This is a genomic window from Paracoccus isoporae, from assembly GCF_900101865.1.
Classification (GTDB): Bacteria; Pseudomonadota; Alphaproteobacteria; order Rhodobacterales; family Rhodobacteraceae; genus Paracoccus; species Paracoccus isoporae.
Genome location: NZ_FNAH01000007.1, coordinates 142,792 through 163,892, shown reverse-complemented (window position 1 = coordinate 163,892; position 21,101 = coordinate 142,792). Strand labels below are relative to the sequence as shown.

The 21,101-nt window shown below is 66.9% G+C and carries 23 protein-coding genes and 1 tRNA gene; 14 read left to right on the top strand and 10 right to left on the bottom strand.

The window, feature by feature from the left end; all coding sequences use genetic code 11:
- Positions 1-73: 73 nt before the first annotated feature.
- From BLT73_RS12200 to BLT73_RS12190, 3 genes are all read right to left on the bottom strand, one after another.
- On the bottom strand, positions 74-991 hold the full coding sequence (locus BLT73_RS12200; RefSeq protein ID WP_090524182.1) for an NAD(P)-dependent oxidoreductase: 918 nt from the start codon (positions 989-991) through the stop codon (positions 74-76).
- Entirely contained in the window at positions 988-1,281 is a 294-nt protein-coding gene (locus BLT73_RS12195) for a putative quinol monooxygenase (protein ID WP_090524181.1), read from the bottom strand. The genes BLT73_RS12200 and BLT73_RS12195 overlap by 4 nt, the downstream gene beginning before the upstream one ends.
- A 61-nt stretch (positions 1,282-1,342) precedes the next feature.
- Positions 1,343-2,050, bottom strand: coding sequence for a GntR family transcriptional regulator (locus BLT73_RS12190; RefSeq protein ID WP_090524179.1), 708 nt, complete (start codon positions 2,048-2,050; stop codon positions 1,343-1,345).
- 84 nt (positions 2,051-2,134) lie between these two features.
- Between BLT73_RS12190 and uxaC the strand changes: the two genes are divergently transcribed.
- From uxaC to kduI, 6 genes are all read left to right on the top strand, one after another.
- Entirely contained in the window at positions 2,135-3,541 is a 1,407-nt protein-coding gene (uxaC, locus tag BLT73_RS12185) for a glucuronate isomerase (RefSeq protein WP_090524178.1), read from the top strand.
- Between the two features lie 23 nt (positions 3,542-3,564).
- Positions 3,565-4,551, top strand: coding sequence for a TRAP transporter substrate-binding protein (locus BLT73_RS12180; RefSeq protein WP_090524176.1), 987 nt, complete (start codon positions 3,565-3,567; stop codon positions 4,549-4,551).
- A gap of 90 nt (positions 4,552-4,641) precedes the next feature.
- Positions 4,642-5,220 carry a TRAP transporter small permease gene (locus BLT73_RS12175; RefSeq protein ID WP_245727313.1) on the top strand — a complete coding sequence of 193 codons (579 nt, stop codon included), beginning with the start codon at positions 4,642-4,644 and terminating at the stop codon, positions 5,218-5,220.
- Position 5,221: 1 nt separating this feature from the next.
- Complete coding sequence (locus BLT73_RS12170; RefSeq protein WP_090524173.1) at positions 5,222-6,502, top strand: TRAP transporter large permease; 1,281 nt, start codon at positions 5,222-5,224, stop codon at positions 6,500-6,502.
- Between the two features lie 11 nt (positions 6,503-6,513).
- Positions 6,514-6,810: a cupin domain-containing protein gene (locus BLT73_RS12165; protein ID WP_090524171.1), complete on the top strand. Its 297-nt coding sequence runs from the start codon at positions 6,514-6,516 to the stop codon at positions 6,808-6,810.
- The gene (kduI, locus tag BLT73_RS12160) at positions 6,807-7,631 is read left to right on the top strand and encodes a 5-dehydro-4-deoxy-D-glucuronate isomerase (protein ID WP_090524170.1); all 825 of its coding nucleotides are present in this window, start codon (positions 6,807-6,809) and stop codon (positions 7,629-7,631) included. Before BLT73_RS12165 ends, kduI begins: the two co-directional genes overlap by 4 nt.
- 159 nt (positions 7,632-7,790) lie before the next feature.
- On the opposite strand, the gene BLT73_RS12155 is transcribed toward kduI, so the two are convergent.
- Together BLT73_RS12155 and BLT73_RS17830 are read right to left on the bottom strand one after the other, a co-directional pair.
- Positions 7,791-7,865 (bottom strand) — tRNA-Thr (locus BLT73_RS12155).
- A 221-nt stretch (positions 7,866-8,086) separates the two neighbouring features.
- Positions 8,087-8,878, bottom strand: coding sequence for an SH3 domain-containing protein (locus BLT73_RS17830; RefSeq protein ID WP_090524168.1), 792 nt, complete (start codon positions 8,876-8,878; stop codon positions 8,087-8,089).
- A gap of 171 nt (positions 8,879-9,049) precedes the next feature.
- Between BLT73_RS17830 and BLT73_RS12145 the strand changes: the two genes are divergently transcribed.
- Positions 9,050-10,042, top strand: coding sequence for a 2-hydroxyacid dehydrogenase (locus tag BLT73_RS12145; protein WP_090524167.1), 993 nt, complete (start codon positions 9,050-9,052; stop codon positions 10,040-10,042).
- A 229-nt stretch (positions 10,043-10,271) separates the two neighbouring features.
- Here BLT73_RS12145 and BLT73_RS12140 read toward each other — a convergent pair whose 3' ends face one another.
- Positions 10,272-11,951 carry a D-alanyl-D-alanine carboxypeptidase family protein gene (locus BLT73_RS12140; RefSeq protein WP_090524165.1) on the bottom strand — a complete coding sequence of 560 codons (1,680 nt, stop codon included), beginning with the start codon at positions 11,949-11,951 and terminating at the stop codon, positions 10,272-10,274.
- Positions 11,952-12,176: 225 nt separating this feature from the next.
- Here BLT73_RS12140 and clpS point away from each other — a divergent pair, with 225 nt between their 5' ends.
- From clpS to BLT73_RS12125, 3 genes are read left to right on the top strand one after another with little or no spacing between them, the layout of a single operon-like run.
- Complete coding sequence (gene clpS, locus BLT73_RS12135) at positions 12,177-12,494, top strand: ATP-dependent Clp protease adapter ClpS (protein ID WP_090524164.1); 318 nt, start codon at positions 12,177-12,179, stop codon at positions 12,492-12,494.
- A gap of 4 nt (positions 12,495-12,498) precedes the next feature.
- Positions 12,499-13,521 (top strand): class I SAM-dependent methyltransferase, encoded by a 1,023-nt coding sequence (locus tag BLT73_RS12130; RefSeq protein ID WP_090524163.1) that lies wholly within the window; start codon positions 12,499-12,501, stop codon positions 13,519-13,521.
- Positions 13,518-14,321, top strand: coding sequence for an SDR family NAD(P)-dependent oxidoreductase (locus BLT73_RS12125; protein WP_090524161.1), 804 nt, complete (start codon positions 13,518-13,520; stop codon positions 14,319-14,321). The genes BLT73_RS12130 and BLT73_RS12125 overlap by 4 nt, the downstream gene beginning before the upstream one ends.
- On the opposite strand, the gene BLT73_RS12120 is transcribed toward BLT73_RS12125, so the two are convergent.
- On the bottom strand, positions 14,318-14,734 hold the full coding sequence (locus BLT73_RS12120; protein ID WP_090524159.1) for a hypothetical protein: 417 nt from the start codon (positions 14,732-14,734) through the stop codon (positions 14,318-14,320). The two genes, BLT73_RS12125 and BLT73_RS12120, sit on opposite strands and share 4 nt — an antisense overlap.
- 173 nt (positions 14,735-14,907) lie before the next feature.
- On the opposite strand from BLT73_RS12120, the gene hemF reads away from it, so the two are divergent.
- A complete protein-coding gene (gene hemF, locus BLT73_RS12115; protein ID WP_090524158.1) occupies positions 14,908-15,771 on the top strand; it encodes an oxygen-dependent coproporphyrinogen oxidase in 864 nt (287 codons plus the stop codon).
- A gap of 1 nt (position 15,772) precedes the next feature.
- On the opposite strand, the gene BLT73_RS12110 is transcribed toward hemF, so the two are convergent.
- Genes BLT73_RS12110 through BLT73_RS12100 form a run of 3 tightly spaced genes read right to left on the bottom strand, consistent with a single transcriptional unit; the run spans position 15,773 to position 18,043 of the window.
- A complete protein-coding gene (locus BLT73_RS12110) occupies positions 15,773-17,095 on the bottom strand; it encodes an MATE family efflux transporter (protein ID WP_245727311.1) in 1,323 nt (440 codons plus the stop codon).
- Between the two features lie 5 nt (positions 17,096-17,100).
- Positions 17,101-17,601 (bottom strand): PaaI family thioesterase, encoded by a 501-nt coding sequence (locus BLT73_RS12105; protein WP_090524156.1) that lies wholly within the window; start codon positions 17,599-17,601, stop codon positions 17,101-17,103.
- Between the two features lies 1 nt (position 17,602).
- Complete coding sequence (locus BLT73_RS12100; RefSeq protein WP_090524154.1) at positions 17,603-18,043, bottom strand: PaaI family thioesterase; 441 nt, start codon at positions 18,041-18,043, stop codon at positions 17,603-17,605.
- Positions 18,044-18,182: 139 nt separating this feature from the next.
- Between BLT73_RS12100 and BLT73_RS12095 the strand changes: the two genes are divergently transcribed.
- From BLT73_RS12095 to BLT73_RS12085, 3 genes are all read left to right on the top strand, one after another.
- On the top strand, positions 18,183-18,563 hold the full coding sequence (locus BLT73_RS12095; protein ID WP_090524153.1) for a MerR family transcriptional regulator: 381 nt from the start codon (positions 18,183-18,185) through the stop codon (positions 18,561-18,563).
- Between the two features lie 182 nt (positions 18,564-18,745).
- Complete coding sequence (locus BLT73_RS12090; RefSeq protein ID WP_090524249.1) at positions 18,746-19,117, top strand: MerR family transcriptional regulator; 372 nt, start codon at positions 18,746-18,748, stop codon at positions 19,115-19,117.
- A gap of 76 nt (positions 19,118-19,193) precedes the next feature.
- The gene (locus BLT73_RS12085; protein ID WP_090524151.1) at positions 19,194-20,969 is read left to right on the top strand and encodes an acyl-CoA dehydrogenase C-terminal domain-containing protein; all 1,776 of its coding nucleotides are present in this window, start codon (positions 19,194-19,196) and stop codon (positions 20,967-20,969) included.
- The last annotated feature ends 132 nt before the right edge of the window (positions 20,970-21,101 follow it).

Below are 21,101 nucleotides of genomic sequence, written 5' to 3'. Positions count from 1 at the left end.
TGGCCTGACAGAATTCTGACAGCCTGCCGCCGGGTCAGCGCGGATCGGGCGATAGAGGCGGCGCGCGGCGGGATCAGTCCTGCGCGGTTGCCGCGCCGCCCGACAGCGCCTCGACGCCCTGTGCCAGGCCGTTGCGCCGGCGCAGCTCCAGCAGCAGCGCGGCATGGTCCAGCCCGCCGCCGCCCTGCGCGACGAGGTCGTCGAACAGCCCGTCCACCAGGTCGAGCACTGGCAGGTCCAGCCCCAGGCTCTTCGCCACGTCCCGCGCCGCCCGCGTGTCCTTGAGCTGATAGCGTGCCGGGCCGCCGGGCTCGAAATCACCCTCGATCATGCGCTGCCCATGCAGATCCAGGATGCGTGAGGCGGCAAAACCGCCCATCAGCGCCTCGCGCACCTTGCGCGGATCAGCCCCGCCCTGCTCGGCCAGCAGCATCGCCTCGGCCACGGTCGCGATGGTCGAGGCAACCGTGATCTGGTTGATGAGCTTGGTCAGCGCCCCGGTCCCGGCCGGCCCGATATGGACGACATTGCCCATCGGCGTCAGCAGCGGCGCGGCCGCGTCCAGATCATCCGCCCTGCCGCCCGCCATGATCGACAGGGTTCCCGCAGCCGCCGCAGGCGTCCCGCCCGAGACCGGCGCGTCGATCCAGCGCAGCCCCATCCCCGATGCCTCGGCCGCGAGGTCCACCGCCTCCTGATGTCCGATGGAGGACATCACGATCAGCAGCGCACCGGGCGCCAAAGCCGCCGCCGCGCCATCGTCGATCAAAATCTTGCGGCAGGTCGGCCCGTCGGACAGCATCACGATGCAGGCCGCGGCGTCTTGCGCCGCCGCGGCGGGAGAGGTGGCGACTGCGACCCCCTCCCCGATCGCCTGCGCCTTTTCGGGGCTGCGGTTCCAGGCCCGGATCTCTGCCCCGGCGCGGGCCAGATTGCGGCACATCGGCCCGCCCATCAGCCCGGTGCCCAGAAATGCGACGGGTCCGATCATGGCAGGATCCTTTCGAGATGCTGCACCGGGCCCGGCCGGCACAGATGCAGGCTGGCGCGGAACCGGGCCAGATGCGGGGTTTGCAGATGCCGCTCGAACGCGGCCCGGTCGTCATAGACCTCGTAGAACAGGACGCGGATCGGGGTGGCCTGCCGATCGACGATCACATCGAATTGCCGGCATCCCGGCTCGGTCGCGAGCGATTGGGTCGCATCCGCGCGCGCCTCCTCAAGAAAGGCGTCGAGATGTTCCGCCTCGACCTCGAAACTCGGCAGGACGACAAAACTCATGTTTCCTCCAACTCTCGCGGCGCGGCGATGGCCTGTGATCCGCTCCGGCTGCATCGCATTGCTAGCGCCCCAATATCTCCGGCTGCTCCTTGCGCAGTCGCTCCAGCGTGTCGTGGATGCGCGACAGATGCGTGTCCAGTGCGGCGATGGCCGCGTCAGCATCGCGCGCCCGCAGCGCGACCAAGATCGCCAGATGTTCGGTGATGACATTCTCGGCATTATAGGACAGCGAGGTGAAGCGGGCGCGGTCCATGTGCCCCTTGTTGTCGCGGATCAGCGTCCAGACGAAATCCAGCCCGGCATAGGCGTAGATGTCGTGGTGGAACTGCTCGTCCAGCCGGTGGAACAGCCCGCGATTCCCCGCATCCAGCGCCGCCTTTTGCATCCGCACCACCTGGCCCACCGCATCGTGCTGATCCGGCGTCAGCACCTCGGCCGCGCGCCGCATGCAGGCGGTTTCCAGCGCCAGGCGCAGGAAATGCGCCTGCAGGATCGCGGCTTCGGAGATCCGCGTCACCGTGGTCGCGCGCTGCGGGCGGATATTGATGAATCCCTGCTGAGACAGGCGATAGAACGCGTCGCGCACCGGCTGGCGCGAGACCCCCATCTGGGCCGCGACCTCGGCCTCGGACAGTTTCGTGCCGGGCGGCAGCGTCAGGTTGATGACCCGCTCATACAGCAGATCATAGATCTGATCGGTGATCGTCGGTGGCCGGATTTCGTCCAGCACCGGCAATGTCGCCCCCCGAAACTCCTCCGCCTGTGACATGAAGATGCCTTCGCATTGACCGTCCCTGCCCACTAGCATATTAGATGATTAGACGCCTAGCAAGCTGATTCGGGGAGGATTGGAATGGCGCTACTCGATGAGGACCGGCTTCTGCCGACCGATCCCGGCGTCCGCGCCATCTCTCGCGCACTGTACGACGACATCCGCGATCTGCCGATCATCAGCCCGCACGGCCATACCGACCCGCGCTGGTTCGCGGAGGATGCGGCCTTCCCCGACCCCGCCCGGCTGTTCGTCACCCCGGATCACTACGTGTTCCGGATGCTTGTCTCTCAGGACATCGCGCTGGAAGATCTGGGCGTGCCGCGCGAGGATGGCGGGCCGGTGGAACAGGATCCGCGCAAGATCTGGCGGCTGTTTGCCGGGAACTACCACCTGTTCCGCGCCACCCCGTCGCGGCTTTGGCTGGATTACAGCTTTCAGCACGTCTTCGGGATCGACCGCGCGCTGAGCGCCGAGACCGCGGACTGGTATTACGACCACATCGCCGACTGCCTGTCCCGGCCCGAGTTCCGGCCGCGCGCCCTGTTCGATTCCTTCAACATCGAGGCCATCGCCACGACCGAGCCGGCGACGGACGATCTGAAATGGCACCGGATGATCCGCGAGTCCGATTGGAACGGCAATGTCGTCACCGCCTACCGCCCCGATGGCGTGGTGGACCCGGAGGCTGCGGGTTTCGCGCAGAATGTCGCGCTGATGGGCGAGCAGACCGGCTTTGATACATCAAGCTGGGCGGGATATCTGGATGCGCATCGCGCCCGGCGCGCATATTTCAAGGAATTCGGCGCGACCTCGACCGATCACGGCCATCTCTCGGCGCGGACGGAGGATCTCGGCCCCGATGATGCGCGCGCCCTGTTCGACAGGGCCCTGAAGGGGGACTGCACGGCCGAGGAGGCGGATGCGTTTCGCGGCCAGATGCTGACCGAGATGGCGCGGATGAGCCTCGATGACGGGCTGGTGATGCAGATCCATCCGGGCTGCGAACGCAGCCAGTCGGACCGGGTGCTGGCCCGGTTCGGGCGCGACAAGGGGTTCGACATCCCGCGCCGCACCGATTACGTCGATGCGCTGGCGCCCTTGCTCAACGCGGTCGGCTTGGAGCCGTCGCTGACCGTGGTTCTGTTCACGCTGGACGAATCGACCTATGCGCGCGAGCTGGCGCCGATGGCCGGGGTCTGGCCCTGCCTGCGGCTTGGCCCGGCCTGGTGGTTCCATGACAGCCCCGAGGGGATGCGCCGCTATCGCGAGATGACCACGGAATCGGCCGGCTTCTACAACACGGTCGGCTTCAACGACGACACCCGCGCCTTCTGTTCGATCCCGGCGCGCCACGACGTCGCGCGGCGGGTCGATTGCGCCTATCTGGGAACGCTGGTCGCCACCGGGCGGCTGCGGGAGGACGAGGCGCATGAGCTGGCCCATGAGCTGACCTATGGCCTGGCCAAGACGACCTATAAATTCTGAGCTTCATTCAGGGAGGAATTAACATGAAGCTGTTCAAGACGACCCTTGCTGGCCTGATGATGACGGCCGCGATGACCACCGCCGCAGCAGCGCAGGAATGCGAGACCACGCTGCGCTCCTCGGACACCCATCCCGAAGGCTATCCGACGGTCGAGGCGGTGAAGGCGATGGCCGAGGAGGTCCGTGAAAACACCGATGGCCGCATCTGCATCGAGGTCTTTCCGTCGTCGCAGCTCGGCGAGGAAAAGGACACGATCGAGCAGACCCAATTTGGCGTCATCGACATGGTCCGTGCGACGCTGGGCACGTTCAACGATATCGTGCCGGAAACGCAGCTCTTTTCGCTGCCCTATCTGTTCCGCGATCAGCAGCATATGTACAACGTGGTTGACGGCCCGATCGGGGATGAGCTGGCCGAGGCGATTGCCGAGCATGATCTGATTACCCTGGCCTATTACGATGCCGGGGCGCGCAGCTTCTACAACTCGCAGAAACCCATCGAATCCATCGACGATCTGTCGGGCATGAAGTTCCGCGTCATGCAGAACGACGTGTTCGTTGACATGATGGATGCGCTGGGTGCCAACGCCACGCCGATGCCCTATGGCGAGGTCTATTCGGCCATCCAGACCGGGGTGATCGACGGGGCGGAGAACAACTATCCCAGCTATGACAGCTCGGGCCATTCGGAAGTGGCGCAGTATTTCACGCTCGACCAGCATCTGATGGTGCCGGAGATCGTCGCCATGTCGAAACAGGCCTGGGAGAGCCTGTCGCCCGAGGATCAGGAGATCATCCGCACCGCGGCCGAGAACTCCGAAACGCTGGAGCGCGAGTTGTGGGCCGAGCAGGAAACCGCGTCGAAAGAGGCGGTCGAGGCGGGCGGCGCCGAGATCATCGAAGGGATCGACAAGCAGCCCTTTATCGATGCCATGGCCCCGGTCTATGAAAAATACGCCACCACGCCCGAGGCGCAGGATCTGATCAAGCGGATCCAGGAGACCGAATAAACGACAGGATCAGGGCCGCCCGCGGCGATTGCGGGCGGCCCTTTCCTCGCCTGCGCGGGAGGGCAGGTCATGCGTGACGTGATGGGACAAATGGCACGCCTCACCGGCGTCATCGCGCGGCTGGGGCTCTGGGTTGCCGGAATTGGCCTGGTGCTGATGACGGCGTTCGTCTTTGCACAGGTCTTTTACCGCTACGTGATCGGCTCCAGCCTGTTCTGGGCCGAACCGGCCAGCGTCATGCTGATGGGCTGGTTCATCTTTCTGGGGGCCGCGGTCGGCGTGAAGGAAGGCTATCACCTGTCCTTTGATGTCGGGCTGATGATGATGCCCGCCCCATGGCGGCCCTGGTTTCACAGTGCCTCCGACCTGGTGGTCGTGGCCTTCGGCTCGGGCATGAGCTTTTTCGGCTGGCAACTGGCCGCGAAAGCCGCAAGCGGTGTCATTCCGGGGCTGAATATCTCGCGCATCTGGGATTTCGCGCCGCTGATCGGGGGCGGCGTGCTGCTGGTGCTGTTCTCGGTCGAACGCATCCTGCGCCGCGCGGCCGGTCTGCACACCTCGCGCTTCGGCGAGATGGACGATGCCGCCGATGGCGAGATCGACGGGCACGGCGCGGGCGGACAAGCCGGAGACGCGTTGCAGGACACGCATCGCGGCGGGGGGCGCTGAGATGGAATACTGGATCCTGTTCGGCAGCTTCGTCACGCTTCTGCTGATCGGCACCCCGGTGGCCTTCTGCCTCGGCGCGTCGAGCTTTTTCACCGTTCTGTATCTGGGTCTGCCGCCAGTGGTGGTGTTCCAGCGGCTGAATTCGGGGATCTCGGTCTTTGCGCTGATGGCGATCCCGTTCTTCATCTATTCCGGCGATCTGATGGTGCGCGGCGATATCGCGCGCAGGCTGGTGGCGCTTGCCGGCGCTCTTGTCGGGCATCTGCGCGGCGGGCTGGGGCAGGTCAACATCATGGCCTCGCTGATGTTCGGCGGGGTTTCCGGCTCGGCCGCCGCGGATGCGAGTGCCGTGGGCGGGCTGATGGTGCCGCAGATGAAAGAGCGAGGTTACGATGTCGATTACGCGGTGAACATCACCGTCACCTCCTCGATCATCGCGCTCTTGCTGCCGCCCAGCCACAACATGATCATCTATTCCATCGCCGCAGGCGGGCGGCTGTCCATTGCGGATCTGTTCACCGCCGGGATCGTGCCGGGCCTGCTGCTGGCGCTGCTGCTGATGCTGGCGGCGTGGTATGTGGCCCGCAAGAAGGGCTATCCGACCGAGGCCTTCCCCGGTCTGCGGATGATGGGCAGCCTGTTCATTTCGGCCGTGCCGGGGCTGATCCTGATCGCGATCATCTTCGGCGGGGTGCGGTCGGGCATCTTCACCGCCTCGGAAAGCTCCAACATCGCGGTGGTGTATGCGCTCTTGGTGACGGCGGTGGTCTATCGCAGCCTGCCCTGGGGCGAGTTCGTCGAAGCCACGAAGGCGGCGGTGCGCACCACCTCGATGGTGCTGCTGGTGATCGGCTGCGCGGCCTGTTTCGGCTGGCTCTTGGCCTATCTTCGGGTGCCCGCGCAATTGGTCGAGTTCCTGCAGAACGTGTCCGACAACCCGCTGGTGATCCTGCTTCTGATGAACCTCATGCTGCTGGTGCTGGGCACGTTCATGGACATGTCGCCGCTGATCGTCATCACCACGCCGATCTTCCTGCCGGTTGCGCAGGCCTTCGGCGTCGATCCGGTGCATTTCGGGGTGATCCTGATCCTCAATCTGGGCATCGGGCTGTGCACCCCCCCGGTGGGTGCGGTGCTGTTCGTCGGCTGCGCGGTCGGGCGGATCAGCATCTGGCAGGCGATGCGCACGATCTGGCCGTTCTACGGTGCGGCCTTCGCGGCGCTGCTTCTGGTCACCTATGTCCCGGCGCTGTCGCTCTGGCTGCCGTCGCTGTTCCGCTGAGGAGATCTGCCATGCCCGACCCCACCCGCGAGGTTCTGGCCCATCACCCCGATCTGATGGTGGTCCGGTTCCGCTTCCAGACCGGCGACGAGGGTGCGCTGCACAGCCATGCGCATGTGCAATCGACCTATGTGCAGGCGGGACGGTTCCGGTTCACGCTCGATGGTGACAGTTTCGAGGTCGGGCCGGGCGATGCATTCGTGATTCCCTCCGCGGCAGAGCATGGCTGTGTCTGCCTGGAGTCGGGCGAGTTGATCGACAGCTTCACCCCGCGCCGCGATGATTTTCTGCAACAGGAGACCCCATGACCCATGTCGAAACCCGCCACGCCATTCATCCCGACCACGCCAGGGCGATGGACACCGCCGAGCTCCGGCGCCACTTCCTGGCCGAGGGTCTGTTCGCGGAGGGCGAGATCCGCCTGGTCTATACCCATTACGACCGCTTCACCCTGGGCGCGGCGGTGCCGGCGGGCGAAGAGCTGACGCTCGACAGGATCGACGAGACACGGACCGAGACCTTCCTTGAGCGCCGCGAGATGGGCATCGTCAATATCGGCGGCACCGGCACCGTCGCGGCCGCGGGCGACAGCTGGGACATGAAAACCGGCGACGTGCTCTATCTGGGCATGGGATCGGGCGCGGTGACGTTCTCCGGCGAGGGTCGCTTCTATATCGTCTCCGCCCCCGCACATCGTGCCCTTCCCTGCCGGCTGGTGACGGTGGACGAGGCCAAGGAGGTCAAGCTGGGCGCGGTGGAGACCAGCAACAAGCGCACCATCCGCCAGTTCATCCACCCGCTGGTGATGGAAAGCTGCCAGCTTGTCCTGGGTTACACCTCGCTGGAGGACGGATCGGTCTGGAACACCATCCCCAGCCATCACCATGACCGGCGGATGGAGGCGTATCTCTATCACGGCATGGACGCGGATGCGCGCGTGCTGCATCTGATGGGCCAGCCGCAGGAGACGCGGCATCTTTTCGTGGCGAATGAGCAGGCGGTGATCTCTCCCACATGGTCGATCCATTCGGGCGCCGGCATCGGGGCCTATACCTTCATCTGGGCGATGGCGGGCGACAATATCGACTATACCGACATGGATTTCGTCGAGCCGAAGGACATGCGCTGACCGTCGTCCTTGCGCGGTTCCGACAGGCTGATCGCGCCGCCCAAACGGGCGGCGTTGGTCGTTTGTCGCGGATAAGCTGCGCGATCCGAAAATCGGTGCGCACAGCCCGGCCGACAGGCTGCAAACCGGCGCAAAGGACACGAGGCGGACGGGATTTTCTGGTGCTGCCGGAGAGATTTGAACTCTCGACCTCTCCCTTACCAAGGGAGTGCTCTACCCCTGAGCTACGGCAGCGCCGGGTGGTCTTGCGACCGTGAGGCGCGATTTAGACGAGGCGGCGTGACGGCGCAAGGGGGCGCGGCAAGAAATTCATGGCCGTGGCATGATTTCGGGGGCCGCGGGATCGCGTGGTCCGCGGCGCGGCGGATCCACCGGGCGCGGCTCAGGCAGGGCGCGGCAGAGAACGGTCGGATATCCCGGCCGGCGAACGGGTCGGGTCGCGCCCGGCGCCGGGATCAGTCGCGGATTTCCTGCGGATCGACGCCCCAGATCGCCGCCTTGCGCACCCAGCCCTTCGCCCCGGAACCGGAGATGCGGCACCAGTCGGGCTGGCACTCGCCCAGACGGACGATCGCCCCGCCCTCGGCCCGCGCGATGACCCCCGCATTCAGATCCGGGCGCGAGCGCAGCTCGACCATCTCCTGCTGGACGATCGCGGTGCGCACGCCGGAAAGCAGCCGGAAATGCACCCAGCCGCCAGCCCCGTCGCGATCCTCGACCCGGCGCCAATGGCCGAACTCTCCGACCACGCGCAAAGGCATGCCGGAATGGCGGAACACCCAGTCGATGCGGTGCGAGAGCGACGGGCCGCGCCGGACATTGCCCTCGTCGCCCTTCAGCGAGACATAGCGCGGGATCGGCAGACGCGTGACCGGGCCGCGCTTGATCTCGGGGGCCGGCCGGGTCGCGACGGTGGGCTGGACCGCCGCCAGCCGTTCGGGCCGGGCAGCGGGGCGCGGCGCGGCCACGGGCGCGGCCGCTCGCGCCTCGGATGATGTAGAAGGGGCGACCTGCGCCCCGGCCTGCGCCGCGCTTAGCCGCGCCGGTTCATCCTCGTTGTTGCGGGCATGGGCCGGGGCCAGCACGGACAGCGCAAGCGCGACCGCAGCCCCGCCCAGCACCAGCCGCCCGGGCCAACCCAGGGCCTGCCAGGCCAGCCCGAGGCCGCGCCCGGTGGCGGACTGGCCGAATCCTTGCCGTTTCGCCGAGCGATACGCCCGGCGGACCGATGGGGTGATATGCGCCATCTCTCCTAACCTGCCCTCTGCGCGGCGCGGGGCCGCATCATTGTTCCGCGACCTGCGCCGCGATGCCTCTTGCGTCTGCCGCATCTGTCGCGCGGCTTTCGGGGTCTTGTGCCTGCGCCCCGATCAAGTGCAGTTTGCCGCAAGCCGGTTCAGGTTGAAAGGGATGAATTCATGGGCGAAGGGAATTCCCGGCCACATGTGGCCGTTACGCGACGCCTGCCCGATCCGGTGCAATCCCGCATGGCGGCGCAGTTCGACGCGGAGCTGAACCCGCAGGACCGGCGGCTGGACCGGGGTGATCTGGTCGCGCTGATGCAGCGCAGCGACGTGCTGGTCCCGGCGCTGTCGGACCGCATAGACGCCGATCTTCTGGCCGAGGCCGGGCCGCGGCTGAAGCTGATCGCCAATTACGGCGCGGGGGTGGATCACATCAACGTCGCCGCCGCCGCCGAGCGCGGGATCCATGTCACCAACACCCCCGGCGTGCTGACCGAGGATACCGCCGACATGACCATGGCGCTGATCATCGCCGTGACGCGCCGACTGACCGAGGGTCTGGCGGTGATGCAGGCCGGGCAATGGGATGGCTGGTCGCCCAACGCGTTTCTGGGTGGGCGGATCGGCGGGCGCAAGCTGGGCATTCTCGGCATGGGCCGGATCGGTCAGGCAGTGGCGCGGCGGGCGGCCGCCTTCGGGATGGAGGTGCATTATCACAACCGCACCCGCCTGCCCGCCGATTGCGAGGCAAAGCTGGGGCTGACCTGGTGGGACAGCCTGGACCAGATGCTCGCCCGCACCGATGTCATCAGCGTCCATGTGGCGCATACCCCGGCGACTTTCCATCTGCTCTCGGCGCGGCGGCTGAAGCTGCTCAAGCCCTCGGCGGTGGTCATCAACACCTCGCGCGGCGAGGTCATCGACGAGAATGCGCTGACCCGGATGCTGCGCGCGGGCGAGATCGCGGGGGCGGGGCTGGATGTGTATGAGCACGGTCACGAGGCCAATCCGCGGCTGCGCAACCTCTCCAATGTCGTGCTGCTGCCGCATATGGGCAGCGCCACGGTGGAGGGCCGGATCGAGATGGGCGAGAAGGTGATCCGCAACATCGCCGCCTACGCCGCGGGCGAGACGCCGCCCGATCTGATCCAGCCCTGGACGATCTGACAGCGCCGCGCGCGCCAATCTTCGTCGGCTGCGCCTTCGTGCGACAGCCCCCACGCTGCGCAACCCGGTCGGCGTGAGACCCGCTGAGCCATCCGGCACCCCGGCGCCCCCGCCGCACCGGCACTTCGGAATGCGAAAGGCCGCGCCAGACAGGCGCGGCCTTCGGGGGAAACAGGTTCGGCCTTTCCCATGATCCCGACCGATCGTCACGGGCCGGGGCGGCCCGGGATCAGGGCGCGGTCACATCGCAGCGCATCTGCTGGGAGGACAGGCTGGCGCAGGTGGCGCTGGCATCGACCTTTGACAGCCCCACCAGCGTCGCCTCGTATCCCTTCGAGCTTTCGCGCACATGGCGCAGCGCGTTCTGCAGCCGCGCGCTTTCCTGCATCGCGACCTGGATCAGCCGCGCATCGGCCTGTTCCCGGCTCTTGAAGCGGCCGAGAGAGACCCCCCAGGCCTGCCCGCCCGAGGAGGAGGCGCGAGAGATCTTTTCGCTGGGCTTGGGTTCGGGCGCGCCATTGGCGCTGCCGCCCGAGGAGATGATGACGGTATCGGACCGCCGCTCCGGCTTGGGCGAGGAGTTCAGCGTCAGATCGGTCTGCGACGCCGCCGCCGGCACCACATTCGCCGTGCTCGCCGCCGCCACGGCGCGCGGCGTGGCCTCGCGGCGCGGGGATGGCACCGGGCGGGCCGAGGCGGTCAGCACGGCACCGGCGGCGGCGCCGGTTTCGGCCATCGCCGCCTGCACCGCCGCATCGGTCGCCGCGCCCTGCGCGACCTGCCGCGCGCCGCCGGGACGCGCGGGCGGGCGGGCACTGCTGGCCAGCCGGGCCGGGCCCTTGCGCGCATTGCCTTGTTGCTGGGGCTGCGGTTTGGGCGGCTGGCTCGCGGCCTGCGCCATCGCCGCGTTCAGCGCCGAGTTCAGGCTCTCCGTGCGGACCGAGGCCTGCGCCGCGGTGGCCGCCGCAAGCGAGGCGGGGCGCGCGGCGGGTGCGGCCGATTTCTTCACCGCCTCCGCCACCTTGCGGCTGGATTTGCGGCTGACGATATATTGCGGCGGCTCCGGCTTGATCTCGCGCACGCGTGTCGGCGCGCGGCCGAAGCCCATATCCAGCAGCTTGGCCATCGTCGCGTTGCGCTGCGCGGTGGAGGTGCCGCCCAGGACGGTGGCGATGATCCGCTTCGATCCGCGCTGCGCCGAGGCGGTCAGGTTGAATCCGGCGGCGCGGGTATAGCCGGTCTTGATCCCGTCCGCGCCGGAGTAGTTATCCAGGAAGGTGCGGTTGGTCGACCGCACCGTGGCGATCCCCGCATCCGCCGAGCGGCGCGAGAAGATCGAGTAATATTGCGGGAAATCATAGAACAGCCGCCGTCCCAGCGTGGTCATGTCGCGCGCGGTCGAGAAATGGCCGGACTGGGTCAGCCCGTTGGCGTTGCGGAACTGGGTGTTGTTCATCCCGAGCGCCTTGGCCATGCCGGTCATCTGCGCGGCGAAACGATCCTCCGACCCGGCCAGGTTCTCGCCGATGGCGGTGGCGGCGTCATTGGCCGACTTGATCGCGGCGGCGCGGATCAGGTAGCGCAGCTCGATCCGCTGACCGGCGCGCAGGCCGAGGCGCGACGGCACCTCGTTCGCGGCATTGGTCGAGATGGTGAACTTGGTGTCCAGCCGGACCTGCCCCCGCTCGATCGCGGTGAACGCCATGTAGAGCGTCATCATCTTGGTCAGCGATGCCGGATGCAGCCGCGTATCCGCGTTCTGCGCGTGGATCTGCTTGCCGGTTCGCCCATCCATGACAAAGGCCGCAAACGGCGCGGCCTGTGCGGCTTTCGGAATCGCGGCCAAGGGAATCAGGAACGCCAATAGCGTCAGCAATCCTGCGCGGAACGTCGTGCTGAATCTGGTCACTGTCTCGATCTCTTTTGCCTGTGTGCGGCCTGCTGATTTTTACGGGGCCGTCGTTAATAGACTGACCATAGCACAGCATGATTCGTGCGGAAACCTTGCATTTGAGCGATTTTCACTTTACCGCGAACCGGCCGGCCGGACACCGCCCGCTGCGACGGGGTTTCAATGCGGCGAAAGCGGCCTATATTTGGCCAAATCCATTCCTTACCCCATGATTGACCCGCAATGCCTCAGGATCCCGGCCATCGCGATGAGACCGACCTCGCCGTCAAACCGCGTGCCAAGACACAGCGCCCGCCCATGTACAAGGTGCTGCTGCTGAATGACGACTTCACCCCGATGGAATTCGTGGTGCATGTGCTGGAGCGGCTGTTCGCGATGTCGCATGCCCAGGCGATCGAGATCATGCTGACCGTGCATCGCCGGGGCGTGGCGGTGGTCGGCGTGTTCTCGCATGAAATCGCGGAGACCAAGGTCGCGCAGGTGATGGAACTTGCGCGGCGTCAGCAGCACCCGCTGCAATGCACGATGGAAAAAGAATAAGATCATGCGTTCCGCAAGACTGGCGCTTGCCTTCCCGGACGGCGCACCGGGCCGGACCTTGCTGATCGGCGCCGAGGGTGGCGAGGATCTGTCCGTGTTCGATCCCGCCCGCACCCTGGTCGTCGAGACGATGGCGCATCACCATGCCGCACTAAAGGCCCGCGGCTTCTCGCTGGCGACCGAGATCCCCGAGACCGGCCCTGATGGCGCGGGCGGCGCCCCGGCCCCGTTCGACACCGCGCTCGTCACCCTGCCCCGGTCCCGCAACGCGGCCCGCGCCCGCATCGCGTCGGCCGCGGCACGGCTGGCCCCCGATGGCATGCTGTGGATCGACGGGCAGAAGACGGACGGGATCGAGTCGCTGCTGAAGGAGATGCGCGGGATGACCGGCATTGCCGAGCTGCATTCCAAGGCGCATGGCAAGATCGCGCGTCTCGCAGATCCCGGCGCGATCCCGCCCGGCTGGACCGGCGCGGCGCTGTCGCCCGCGCCCGGCTTCACCACCCGGCCCGGCCTGTTCTCGGCCGAGGCGGTCGATCCCGGATCGGCGGCGCTCGCCGCGGCGCTGCCGCAGAAACTGCCGACGCGCATCGTCGATCTGGGCGCGGGCTGGGGCTGGCTGTCGGCGCAGATCCTGCAGCATCCGGGCGTCGAGACGCTGCACCTGGTTGAGGCGGATCATGTCGCGCTGTCCTGCGCGCGGATAAACGTGACCGATCCCCGCGCCCAGTTCCACTGGCAGGATGCCCGCCAGTTTCGCCTGCCCGATCCGGTGAACGGGGTCATCATGAACCCGCCCTTTCACCAGGGCCGTGCTGCCGATCCCGGGCTGGGCGCGGCCTTTATAGGCGCGGCTGCCGGGCTTCTGACCGGCGCCGGGCGGCTGTGGATGGTCGCCAATCGCCACCTGCCCTACGAGGCCGAACTGGCCAAACATTTCTCCGACGTGTCCGAGATCGGCGGCGATACCCGTTTCAAGATCCTCAGCGCCACCGGCGCCGGGGCCCGCAACAGGAGACGCAGATGAGCAATTCCGTCGAAGGAAAGACCGCGATCGTCACCGGCGCCGGGCGCGGCATCGGGCTGGCCATCGCCCGGCAACTGTTCAATCACGGCGCGCAGGTGATGTTCGCCGATTGCAACGATGCCGTGCTGGCGCAGGAGATGGCGCGGTTCGGAGACGATCCCCGCGCCCGCAGCTTCAGCGCCGACATGTCGCAGCGCCTGTCCATGGCGAACCTGCTCTCGGCCACGATCGACGCGTTCGAGCGGGTGGATATCCTCGTCAACGCGCATCGGCTGGTGAAGCCCAGCGATCCGCTGGAGGGCGGCGAGGCAGATCTGGAGGAGATGCTGCGCCAGAACCTGCTGGCCGGGCTGCGCATGTCCAAGATCGTCGCGAAGCGGATGATCGCGCAGGCCGAAGGGGCCGACGATCAGCGCATGGCGGGGGCCATCGTGAACCTGACCACCCTGGCCGCGCAGCGCCCCCATCCCGAGCTTCTGGCCTATTCCATCGCCTCGGCCGCGCAGGATCAGGCCACGCGGGCCTTGGCGCTCGCCCTGGCGCCGAAGCGGATCCGGGTGAACTCCGTGGCCTTCGGATCAGTGATGACGACGGAGCTGAAGCAGACGCTGAAGGAAAACCCGGAGCTGCGCGAAGGGATCATCAAGGGCACCCCGATGGGCCGGATCGCGGAATCCGAGGAGCTGGCCGATGCGGTCATGTATCTGGTCGGCGACGGCGCCGGCTTCGTGACCGGCCAGATCATCAATGTCGATGGCGGGCGCAGCCTGCTGGACCCGGTGCAGGCGGCGATGTTCTAGGCCGCCGCCTCTTCGGGATAGGCGGCGCGGCACTGGCTGACGACCTGGCGGGCGCGGGCCTCCTGCACCTCCAGCTTGGCGGCCAGATTGTCGCGCACGCGCCGTTCGGCGGCCGGATCGATCGGCACACGGTAGCGTTCGGTATCCACGTAGTCGCGCCAGCAGCTTTCGCTGACATATCGGATCTCGCCATCCTTGTCGCGCACCGGGCGCTGGCAGATCGTGATGCGCGTGCGCACCACGTCGCGTTCCTGCCAGGCATAGCCCCGCGCGAGATTGGCCTCGGTCTCTGCCAGCAGGCGGCTCAGCGCGCGGTATTCTCTGGTATTGCCGCGGATGCAGCGTTCCTGCGGCGTGCCACAGCCGGCAAGGATGGCCAGCGGCAGAAGGGCAAGGGTCAGGCGTCGGAACATGGCGCGGTCTCCGTGGCGCGTGTGAGCGGCCAGACTAGCCAGCGCCCTGCGCCCCGGCAAATCAACTTTCCGCCACGGCTGCGCGGATCGGACGCAGTTGCGGCAGCGCCGTCGGGGGCTTATGCGCGTGGCAGGACATGGAAATGCGCGACCCGGATCTCTGAGGGAGCAAGATGAACGACATGGCTGACGCGCGGCAGCAGGCCGCACACTGGTTCCGCGAGCTGCGCGACCGCATTACCGCCGCCTTCGAGGCGCTCGAGGATCGCGGGCCGGGCGACGACGCGCCGGGCCGGTTCGAGGTGACGCCGACCGAGCGGGCGGAGAATGGCGGCGGCGGGATCATGTCGGTGATGCGCGGCGGCCGGGTCTTCGAGAAGGTCGGCGTGAACTGGTCCGAGGTGCATGGCAATCTGTCGCCCAAGGCGCAGGCGGCGATGGCTGCGCGCGGCGTGCCGGGGATGCAGGATGATCCGCGCTTCTGGGCCTCGGGCATCAGCCTGGTGGCACATATGCAGAACCCGCACGCGCCCGCGGTGCATATGAACACCCGCATGTTCTGGACGCCCGGCGCGTGGTGGTTCGGCGGCGGGGCGGATCTGAACCCCTGCATCGAATACCCCGAGGACACCGCACATTTCCATGCCACGATGCAGGCGGCCTGCGCGGCGCATGACGCCGCGTATTACCCGCGCTTCAAGGATTGGGCGGACGAGTATTTCTTCATCCCCCATCGCGGGCGGGCGCGCGGCGTGGGCGGGATCTTCTTCGACGATCTCAACAGCGGCGACTGGCAGGCGGATTTCGCCTTTACCCGCGCCGTGGGCGAGGCCTTTCTGCCCGCCTTCCTGCCGCTGGCCGAGGCGCGCTGCACGCAGGGCTGGGACGACGCGGACAAGGAGGCGCAGCTTGTCCATCGCGGGCTCTACGCCGAGTATAACCTCGTCTATGACCGCGGCACGAAATTCGGGCTGGAAACCGGGCATAATGCCGATGCCGTGCTGATGAGCCTGCCGCCTCTGGCGAAATGGGTCTGATCTAGGCGGCGCGCGGGGCTGCGGCCTCGGCCTCCGCCTCGGGATAGAACCGCGCCATGGTCAGGGCCCGGGTGACATTCAGCACCATCAGCGCCGCCCACAGCCCGTGATTGCCCCAGAGCTGCGGCAGGATCAGCAGCGCCGCGACATAGACCGCCACCGCCTCGATCATGGCGCGGCGCATCCGGGCTGTCAGCGTGGCGCCGATGAAGACACCGTCGAGCATCCAGCTTGCAATGCCCAGGACCGGCGCCACGACCAGCCAGGGCAGGTAGTCCCGCGCCGCCGCGCGCACCCCCGGTGCGGTGGTCAGCACATCAATGATCGCCGGTCCCGCAACGAGGAACACCACCCCCATCAGCGCCGCCCCCGCGCCGCCCCATTGCGAACTGCGGATGGCGGCGCGGCGCACCGCGCCCGGCCGGGCGGCGCCCACTGCCTGCCCCACCAGCGCCTCGGCCGCGAAGGCGAACCCGTCGAGCGCATAGGCGGTGATCTGAAGGAATTGCAGCAGCACCTGGTTGGCGGCAAGCGCCACGTCACCCTGCCCGGCCGAGAGAAACATGAAGCTGGTGAAGGCCGCCTGCAGCAGCACCGAGCGCAGCATGATGTCCGAGTTCACCCGCAGGAAGCGCATCATCGGCGCGCGCGCAAACATCCCCGCCTGACCGCGTGCGGCCGAGAGCGCGCTGCGGCAGAACCACAGCCCGAGCGCCAGCCCGCATATCTCTGCGATCAGCGTCGCGGCCGCGATCCCGCCGACCCCGAAGCCGAACCCGATCACGAAGAGCAGGTCGAGCGCCACGTTCAGCCCGTTCTGCACCAGTTGCAGGACCAGCACATGCCGGGTGCGCTCCATCGCGATCAGCCAGCCATTCAGCGCGTAAAGCGCAATCGTGGCGGGCGCGCCCCAGATGCGGATCGCCAGATAGTGCCGCGCCAGCCGCTCGACCTCGTCGCTGGCCGGGGCGAGGCGGAACGCGCCGGCAAACAGCAGCGGATGCAGCAGGATCAGCGCCGTGCCGGCCAATGCGGCAATCGCCAGCGCACGGATCAGATGGGCGCCCGTCCCGGCCCGGTCCCCGGCGCCGTGGGACTGCGCCACCAGCCCGGACGTGCCCATGCGCAGAAAGCCGAAGATCCAGTAGATCGAGGTCAGGATCACCGCGCCGATCCCCACCGCCCCGATCGGCGCGGCGCGACCGAGCTGGCCGATCACCCCGGTATCGACCGCCCCCAGCAACGGGATGGTGGCATTGGACAGCACGATCGGCAGGGCAATCGCCAACACCCGGCGATGGGTCACGATGTCGCGCCGGCTCACAAGGATCAGCCCTGCGGCATCAGGAAATGCGCGGTCGCCTGTGCAAACAGCTTGGCCCGGTTGTCCTGCCAGGCCTCGACATGCACTGACGCATAGCGCCGGCCCGAGCGCACCACCCGCGCCCGCGCATACGCGTCGCGCGGCAGGCCCGAGCGCAGGTAATCCACGGTGAAATCGATGGTCTTGGGCAGGCGCGGCGTGGTGTCGGGGATCGCCGCATCCGGCGCGATGCGCCCGGATTCGAGGTCTTCCCACATCGCCACCCAGGACATCTCGACAATGGCCGCGATTTCCAGGAAGGCCGCAGTCGCCCCGCCATGGATCGCGGGCAGGAACGGGTTGCCGATCAGCTTCTCGTCGAAGGGCATGATCGCGGTCAGCTCGTCGCCGCGGCGGTCGAAGCGGATGCCCATCCAGCGGATATAGGGGACGCCATCGACTAACGCCTTCAGCGCCGTGTCCCGGCGCAGCTTGACCTGCTGGAGCGGTTCGTTGCGATCGGCCATCTCAGCGCTCCAGCGTGAAGGCGCCGGTGGCGGTCGCCACGGGCTGGTCGCGGTCGTCGTCGAAGGCCTGGGTGCGCACGAAGGCCACCGAGCGGGTGACGTGATAGCACCGTGCCGTCGCCGTCAGCCGCTGGCCCGGCGTGGCCCCGCGCATGTAATCGATGCGCAAATCGATCGTCGCCGTCGATTTCGGCGCGGTCGCGTGCGACAGCACCGCCGCCCCGCTGCAGGTGTCCATCAGCGCCGAGATCACTCCGCCATGGATCACCCCGCTGCGCGGATCGCCGATGAACTCCTCGTTCCAGCCCATCGAGATCTCGGCCTCGCCATTGTCCAGCCGGTCCAGCCGCATCCCGAGCGCGCGGGCGAAGGGCAGCGCCTCGATGAATTGCTGGGCAATGCGGTCCCGCGTCGCCGAAGATACCGTGTCGTCTGTCGCCATGACCGTCCCTTCCTGTCTCGCCCCCGCAGTTAGCGCCGCGGGCACCGGGACGGCAATAGCCGTCTGCCGCGCCCGTCAAGGTTGCGGGCGCGTGGGTTCCGGGCTAGCGTTGCGGAAAGGGACGAAAAGGCAGGGTTCCATGCCGGGTTCAGAAGAACTTAACTTCAAGGATATGTGCGCGCGTTTCGAAGTGACGCCCCGGACGCTGCGTTACTACGAATATATCGAGCTGCTGCGCCCCCGCAAGGAAGGCCGCGCCCGCTTCTACGGCGCGCGCGAAGTGGCCCGGATGACGCTGATCCTGCGCGGCCGCCGCTTCGGCTTCAGCCTCGAGGAAATCCGGCAATGGCTGGAAATCTACGACAACAAGGGCAATCGCGAGCAATTCGAGGTCTGGATCGACAAGGCCAATCGTCAGCTTGACGTTCTGGCCGAGCAGAAGCGCGACATCGAGACCGCGATGGAGGATCTGCGCCAGCTTCGCGATGAGACGGCCGAAGAGCTGCGCCGGATGGGCTGACCCCTCCGGCTATCTGTTTCTTAATTCATTTCCGGTTATTGGCGTAAAATCGAAGCTGTCGGTCCACAGTCGTGACGCAGCGTTTTGCTTTACGTTCGCGTCAACTTTTGCGATGTTCTTGTTATCACGAGGCGGGGTGATCCGCCTGACCAGAAGGAGGGCTGGGTTTGACGGAAGATCTGATGACCATCCGCCAGATGTGTGAATTGTTTGATGTGACGCCGCGCACCTTGCGCTTCTACGAATCGCGGGAGTTGATCTCGCCGGAACGGCGCGGTCAGCACCGGCTCTATAACCGGCGCGACCGGGCGCGGCTGAAGCTGATCCTGCAAGGCAAGCGCTTCGGCTTCAGCCTGGAGGATATCCGCCAGCTTCTGGAGCTTTACGATCCGCGCGAGAACAACGTGACGCAGATCGCCGCCACCATCGAGGCCTCGCGCCAGCGGCTGGCGGACATGACCCGGCAGCAGGAAGAGCTGACCGTGGCCATCGACGAGCTGCGCCAGCGGATCGGGAACGCCGAACGGATGCTGGAAGACCGGCGCCGGGGCTGACCCGCACCCGACCAATCCAACCATAACGCGACGCCGCCCGAGGGACGGCGCCGCCCCATTCACGACAGGACCGATTATGCCCATCTACAATGCCCCCGTCCGCGACATGCAGTTCATCCTTCACGACGTGCTGGACGTCTCCGCCTCCGGCCTGCCCAGCCATGACGAGCTGGACCGGGATTTCACCGATGCGGTGCTGGAAGCCGCCGGCAAGCTGGCCACCGACATGCTGCTGCCGCTGAATGTCGTGGGCGACCGCGAAGGCTGCGTGCTGGAAAACGGCGTGGTGCGCACGCCCAAGGGCTTCGACGCGGCCTTCGAGGCGATGAAGGAGGGCGGCTGGACCGCGCTTGATTGCGACCCGGAATATGGCGGCCAGGGCATGCCCTATGTGCTGGGTCTGGCCACGGGCGAGTTGTTCGTGTCGGCCAACATGGCCTTCAACATGTATCAGGGCCTGACGCACGGCGCCTATTCGGCGATCCACACCCACGGCTCCGACGCGCAGAAGCAGACCTATCTGCCCAAGATGGTCTCCTGCGACTGGACCGGCACGATGAACCTGACCGAGCCCCATGCCGGCACCGATCTGGGCATGCTGCGCACCAAGGCAGAGCCGCAGGATGACGGCTCCTATCTCATCACCGGGCAGAAGATCTTCATCTCCGCCGGCGATCACGACATGGCCGAGAACGTGATCCATATGGTGCTCGCCAAAGCGCCGGGCGGCGGCGAGGGCACCAAGGGGATCAGCCTGTTCATCGTGCCGAAATTCCTGGTCAACGAAGATGGCTCGCTGGGCGAGCGCAACGGGGTCAGCGTCGGCAATCTCGAAGAGAAGATGGGGATCCACGGCAACGCCACCTGCGTGATGAATTACGACGCGGCGAAGGGCTGGCTGCTCGGCGATCTGCACAAGGGCATGCGGGCCATGTTCACCATGATGAACGAAGCCCGGATCGGCGTCGGCCTGCAAGGCTACGCCGTGGCCGAGGCCGCCTATCAGAACGCGGTGGAATACGCCAAGGACCGGCTTCAGGGCCGCGCCGTGACCGGGGCCGAGGCGCCGGAAAAACCCGCCGATCCGCTGATGGTGCATCCCGATATCCGCCGCTCGCTGATGGATCAGAAAAGCTTCCTCGAAGGGGCGCGGATGCTGTCCTTCTGGGGCGCGCACCAGATCGACAAGGCCAAGGCCGGCGATGACGAGGCCGAGGGCGCGGTGTCGCTGCTCACCCCGGTCATCAAGGGCTTCCTGACCGACAAGGGGTTCGAGACGACGGTGCTGGCCCAGCAGGTCTATGGCGGGCATGGCTATATCGAGGAACATGGCATGAGCCAGTTCGTCCGCGACGCCCGCATCACCATGATCTATGAAGGCGCCAATGGCATCCAGGCGCTGGATCTGGTCGGCCGCAAGCTGGCCCAGGATGGCGGCAAGCATGTGATGGCGTTCTTCGAGACGGTGAAGAGCTTCATCAAGGAAAACGAGCAGAATATGGGTCTGAAGGCCGACTTCCTCGAGCCGCTCAAGGCCGCCTCGAAGGATCTGCAGGCAGCGGGGATGTTCTTCATGAATAACGGCATGAAGAACCCCAATCACGCGCTGGCCGGCTCCTATGATTTCATGCATCTCTTCGGCCATGTGGCGCTCGGGCTGATGTGGTCGCGCATGGCGGTGGCCGCACAGAAGGCGCTGGATGAGGGCACGGGCGACACGGAATTCTATGAAACCAAGCTGGCCACCGGGCGCTATTACATGAAGCGGCAATTGCCGATGACCGCGACCCATCTGGCGCGGATCGAATCCGGCGCCGAGCCGGTGATGGATCTGGCAGCCGAGGCGTTCTGAGCCGGTGGAGATCATCGCCCGCGCCGCTCAATCGGCATCGCGCGATGCCTGCGGCGCGGGTATTTGAATGAAGAAGAAACGGCCCCGGCCCGAACCGGGCGGCATGCCAGGGCGCGGGCCGGGGCTTTCTCC

What these genes read in the sequence shown, in the direction of transcription:
- BLT73_RS12145 (WP_090524167.1), top strand. Translation starts at nt 9,050, where the DNA reads ATGGGCGAAGGGAATTCCCGGCCACATGTGGCCGTTACGCGACGCCTG.
- BLT73_RS12105 (WP_090524156.1), bottom strand. Translation starts at nt 17,601, where the DNA reads ATGGCCGATCGCAACGAACCGCTCCAGCAGGTCAAGCTGCGCCGGGAC.
- BLT73_RS12190 (WP_090524179.1), bottom strand. Translation starts at nt 2,050, where the DNA reads ATGTCACAGGCGGAGGAGTTTCGGGGGGCGACATTGCCGGTGCTGGAC.
- kduI (WP_090524170.1), top strand. Translation starts at nt 6,807, where the DNA reads ATGACCCATGTCGAAACCCGCCACGCCATTCATCCCGACCACGCCAGG.
- BLT73_RS12100 (WP_090524154.1), bottom strand. Translation starts at nt 18,043, where the DNA reads ATGGCGACAGACGACACGGTATCTTCGGCGACGCGGGACCGCATTGCC.
- BLT73_RS12090 (WP_090524249.1), top strand. Translation starts at nt 18,746, where the DNA reads ATGACCATCCGCCAGATGTGTGAATTGTTTGATGTGACGCCGCGCACC.
- clpS (WP_090524164.1), top strand. Translation starts at nt 12,177, where the DNA reads ATGCCTCAGGATCCCGGCCATCGCGATGAGACCGACCTCGCCGTCAAA.
- BLT73_RS12165 (WP_090524171.1), top strand. Translation starts at nt 6,514, where the DNA reads ATGCCCGACCCCACCCGCGAGGTTCTGGCCCATCACCCCGATCTGATG.
- BLT73_RS17830 (WP_090524168.1), bottom strand. Translation starts at nt 8,878, where the DNA reads ATGGCGCATATCACCCCATCGGTCCGCCGGGCGTATCGCTCGGCGAAA.
- BLT73_RS12130 (WP_090524163.1), top strand. Translation starts at nt 12,499, where the DNA reads ATGCGTTCCGCAAGACTGGCGCTTGCCTTCCCGGACGGCGCACCGGGC.
- BLT73_RS12125 (WP_090524161.1), top strand. Translation starts at nt 13,518, where the DNA reads ATGAGCAATTCCGTCGAAGGAAAGACCGCGATCGTCACCGGCGCCGGG.
- BLT73_RS12175 (WP_245727313.1), top strand. Translation starts at nt 4,642, where the DNA reads ATGGCACGCCTCACCGGCGTCATCGCGCGGCTGGGGCTCTGGGTTGCC.
- uxaC (WP_090524178.1), top strand. Translation starts at nt 2,135, where the DNA reads ATGGCGCTACTCGATGAGGACCGGCTTCTGCCGACCGATCCCGGCGTC.
- BLT73_RS12200 (WP_090524182.1), bottom strand. Translation starts at nt 991, where the DNA reads ATGATCGGACCCGTCGCATTTCTGGGCACCGGGCTGATGGGCGGGCCG.
- BLT73_RS12170 (WP_090524173.1), top strand. Translation starts at nt 5,222, where the DNA reads ATGGAATACTGGATCCTGTTCGGCAGCTTCGTCACGCTTCTGCTGATC.
- BLT73_RS12195 (WP_090524181.1), bottom strand. Translation starts at nt 1,281, where the DNA reads ATGAGTTTTGTCGTCCTGCCGAGTTTCGAGGTCGAGGCGGAACATCTC.
- BLT73_RS12085 (WP_090524151.1), top strand. Translation starts at nt 19,194, where the DNA reads ATGCCCATCTACAATGCCCCCGTCCGCGACATGCAGTTCATCCTTCAC.
- hemF (WP_090524158.1), top strand. Translation starts at nt 14,908, where the DNA reads ATGAACGACATGGCTGACGCGCGGCAGCAGGCCGCACACTGGTTCCGC.
- BLT73_RS12120 (WP_090524159.1), bottom strand. Translation starts at nt 14,734, where the DNA reads ATGTTCCGACGCCTGACCCTTGCCCTTCTGCCGCTGGCCATCCTTGCC.
- BLT73_RS12180 (WP_090524176.1), top strand. Translation starts at nt 3,565, where the DNA reads ATGAAGCTGTTCAAGACGACCCTTGCTGGCCTGATGATGACGGCCGCG.
- BLT73_RS12095 (WP_090524153.1), top strand. Translation starts at nt 18,183, where the DNA reads ATGCCGGGTTCAGAAGAACTTAACTTCAAGGATATGTGCGCGCGTTTC.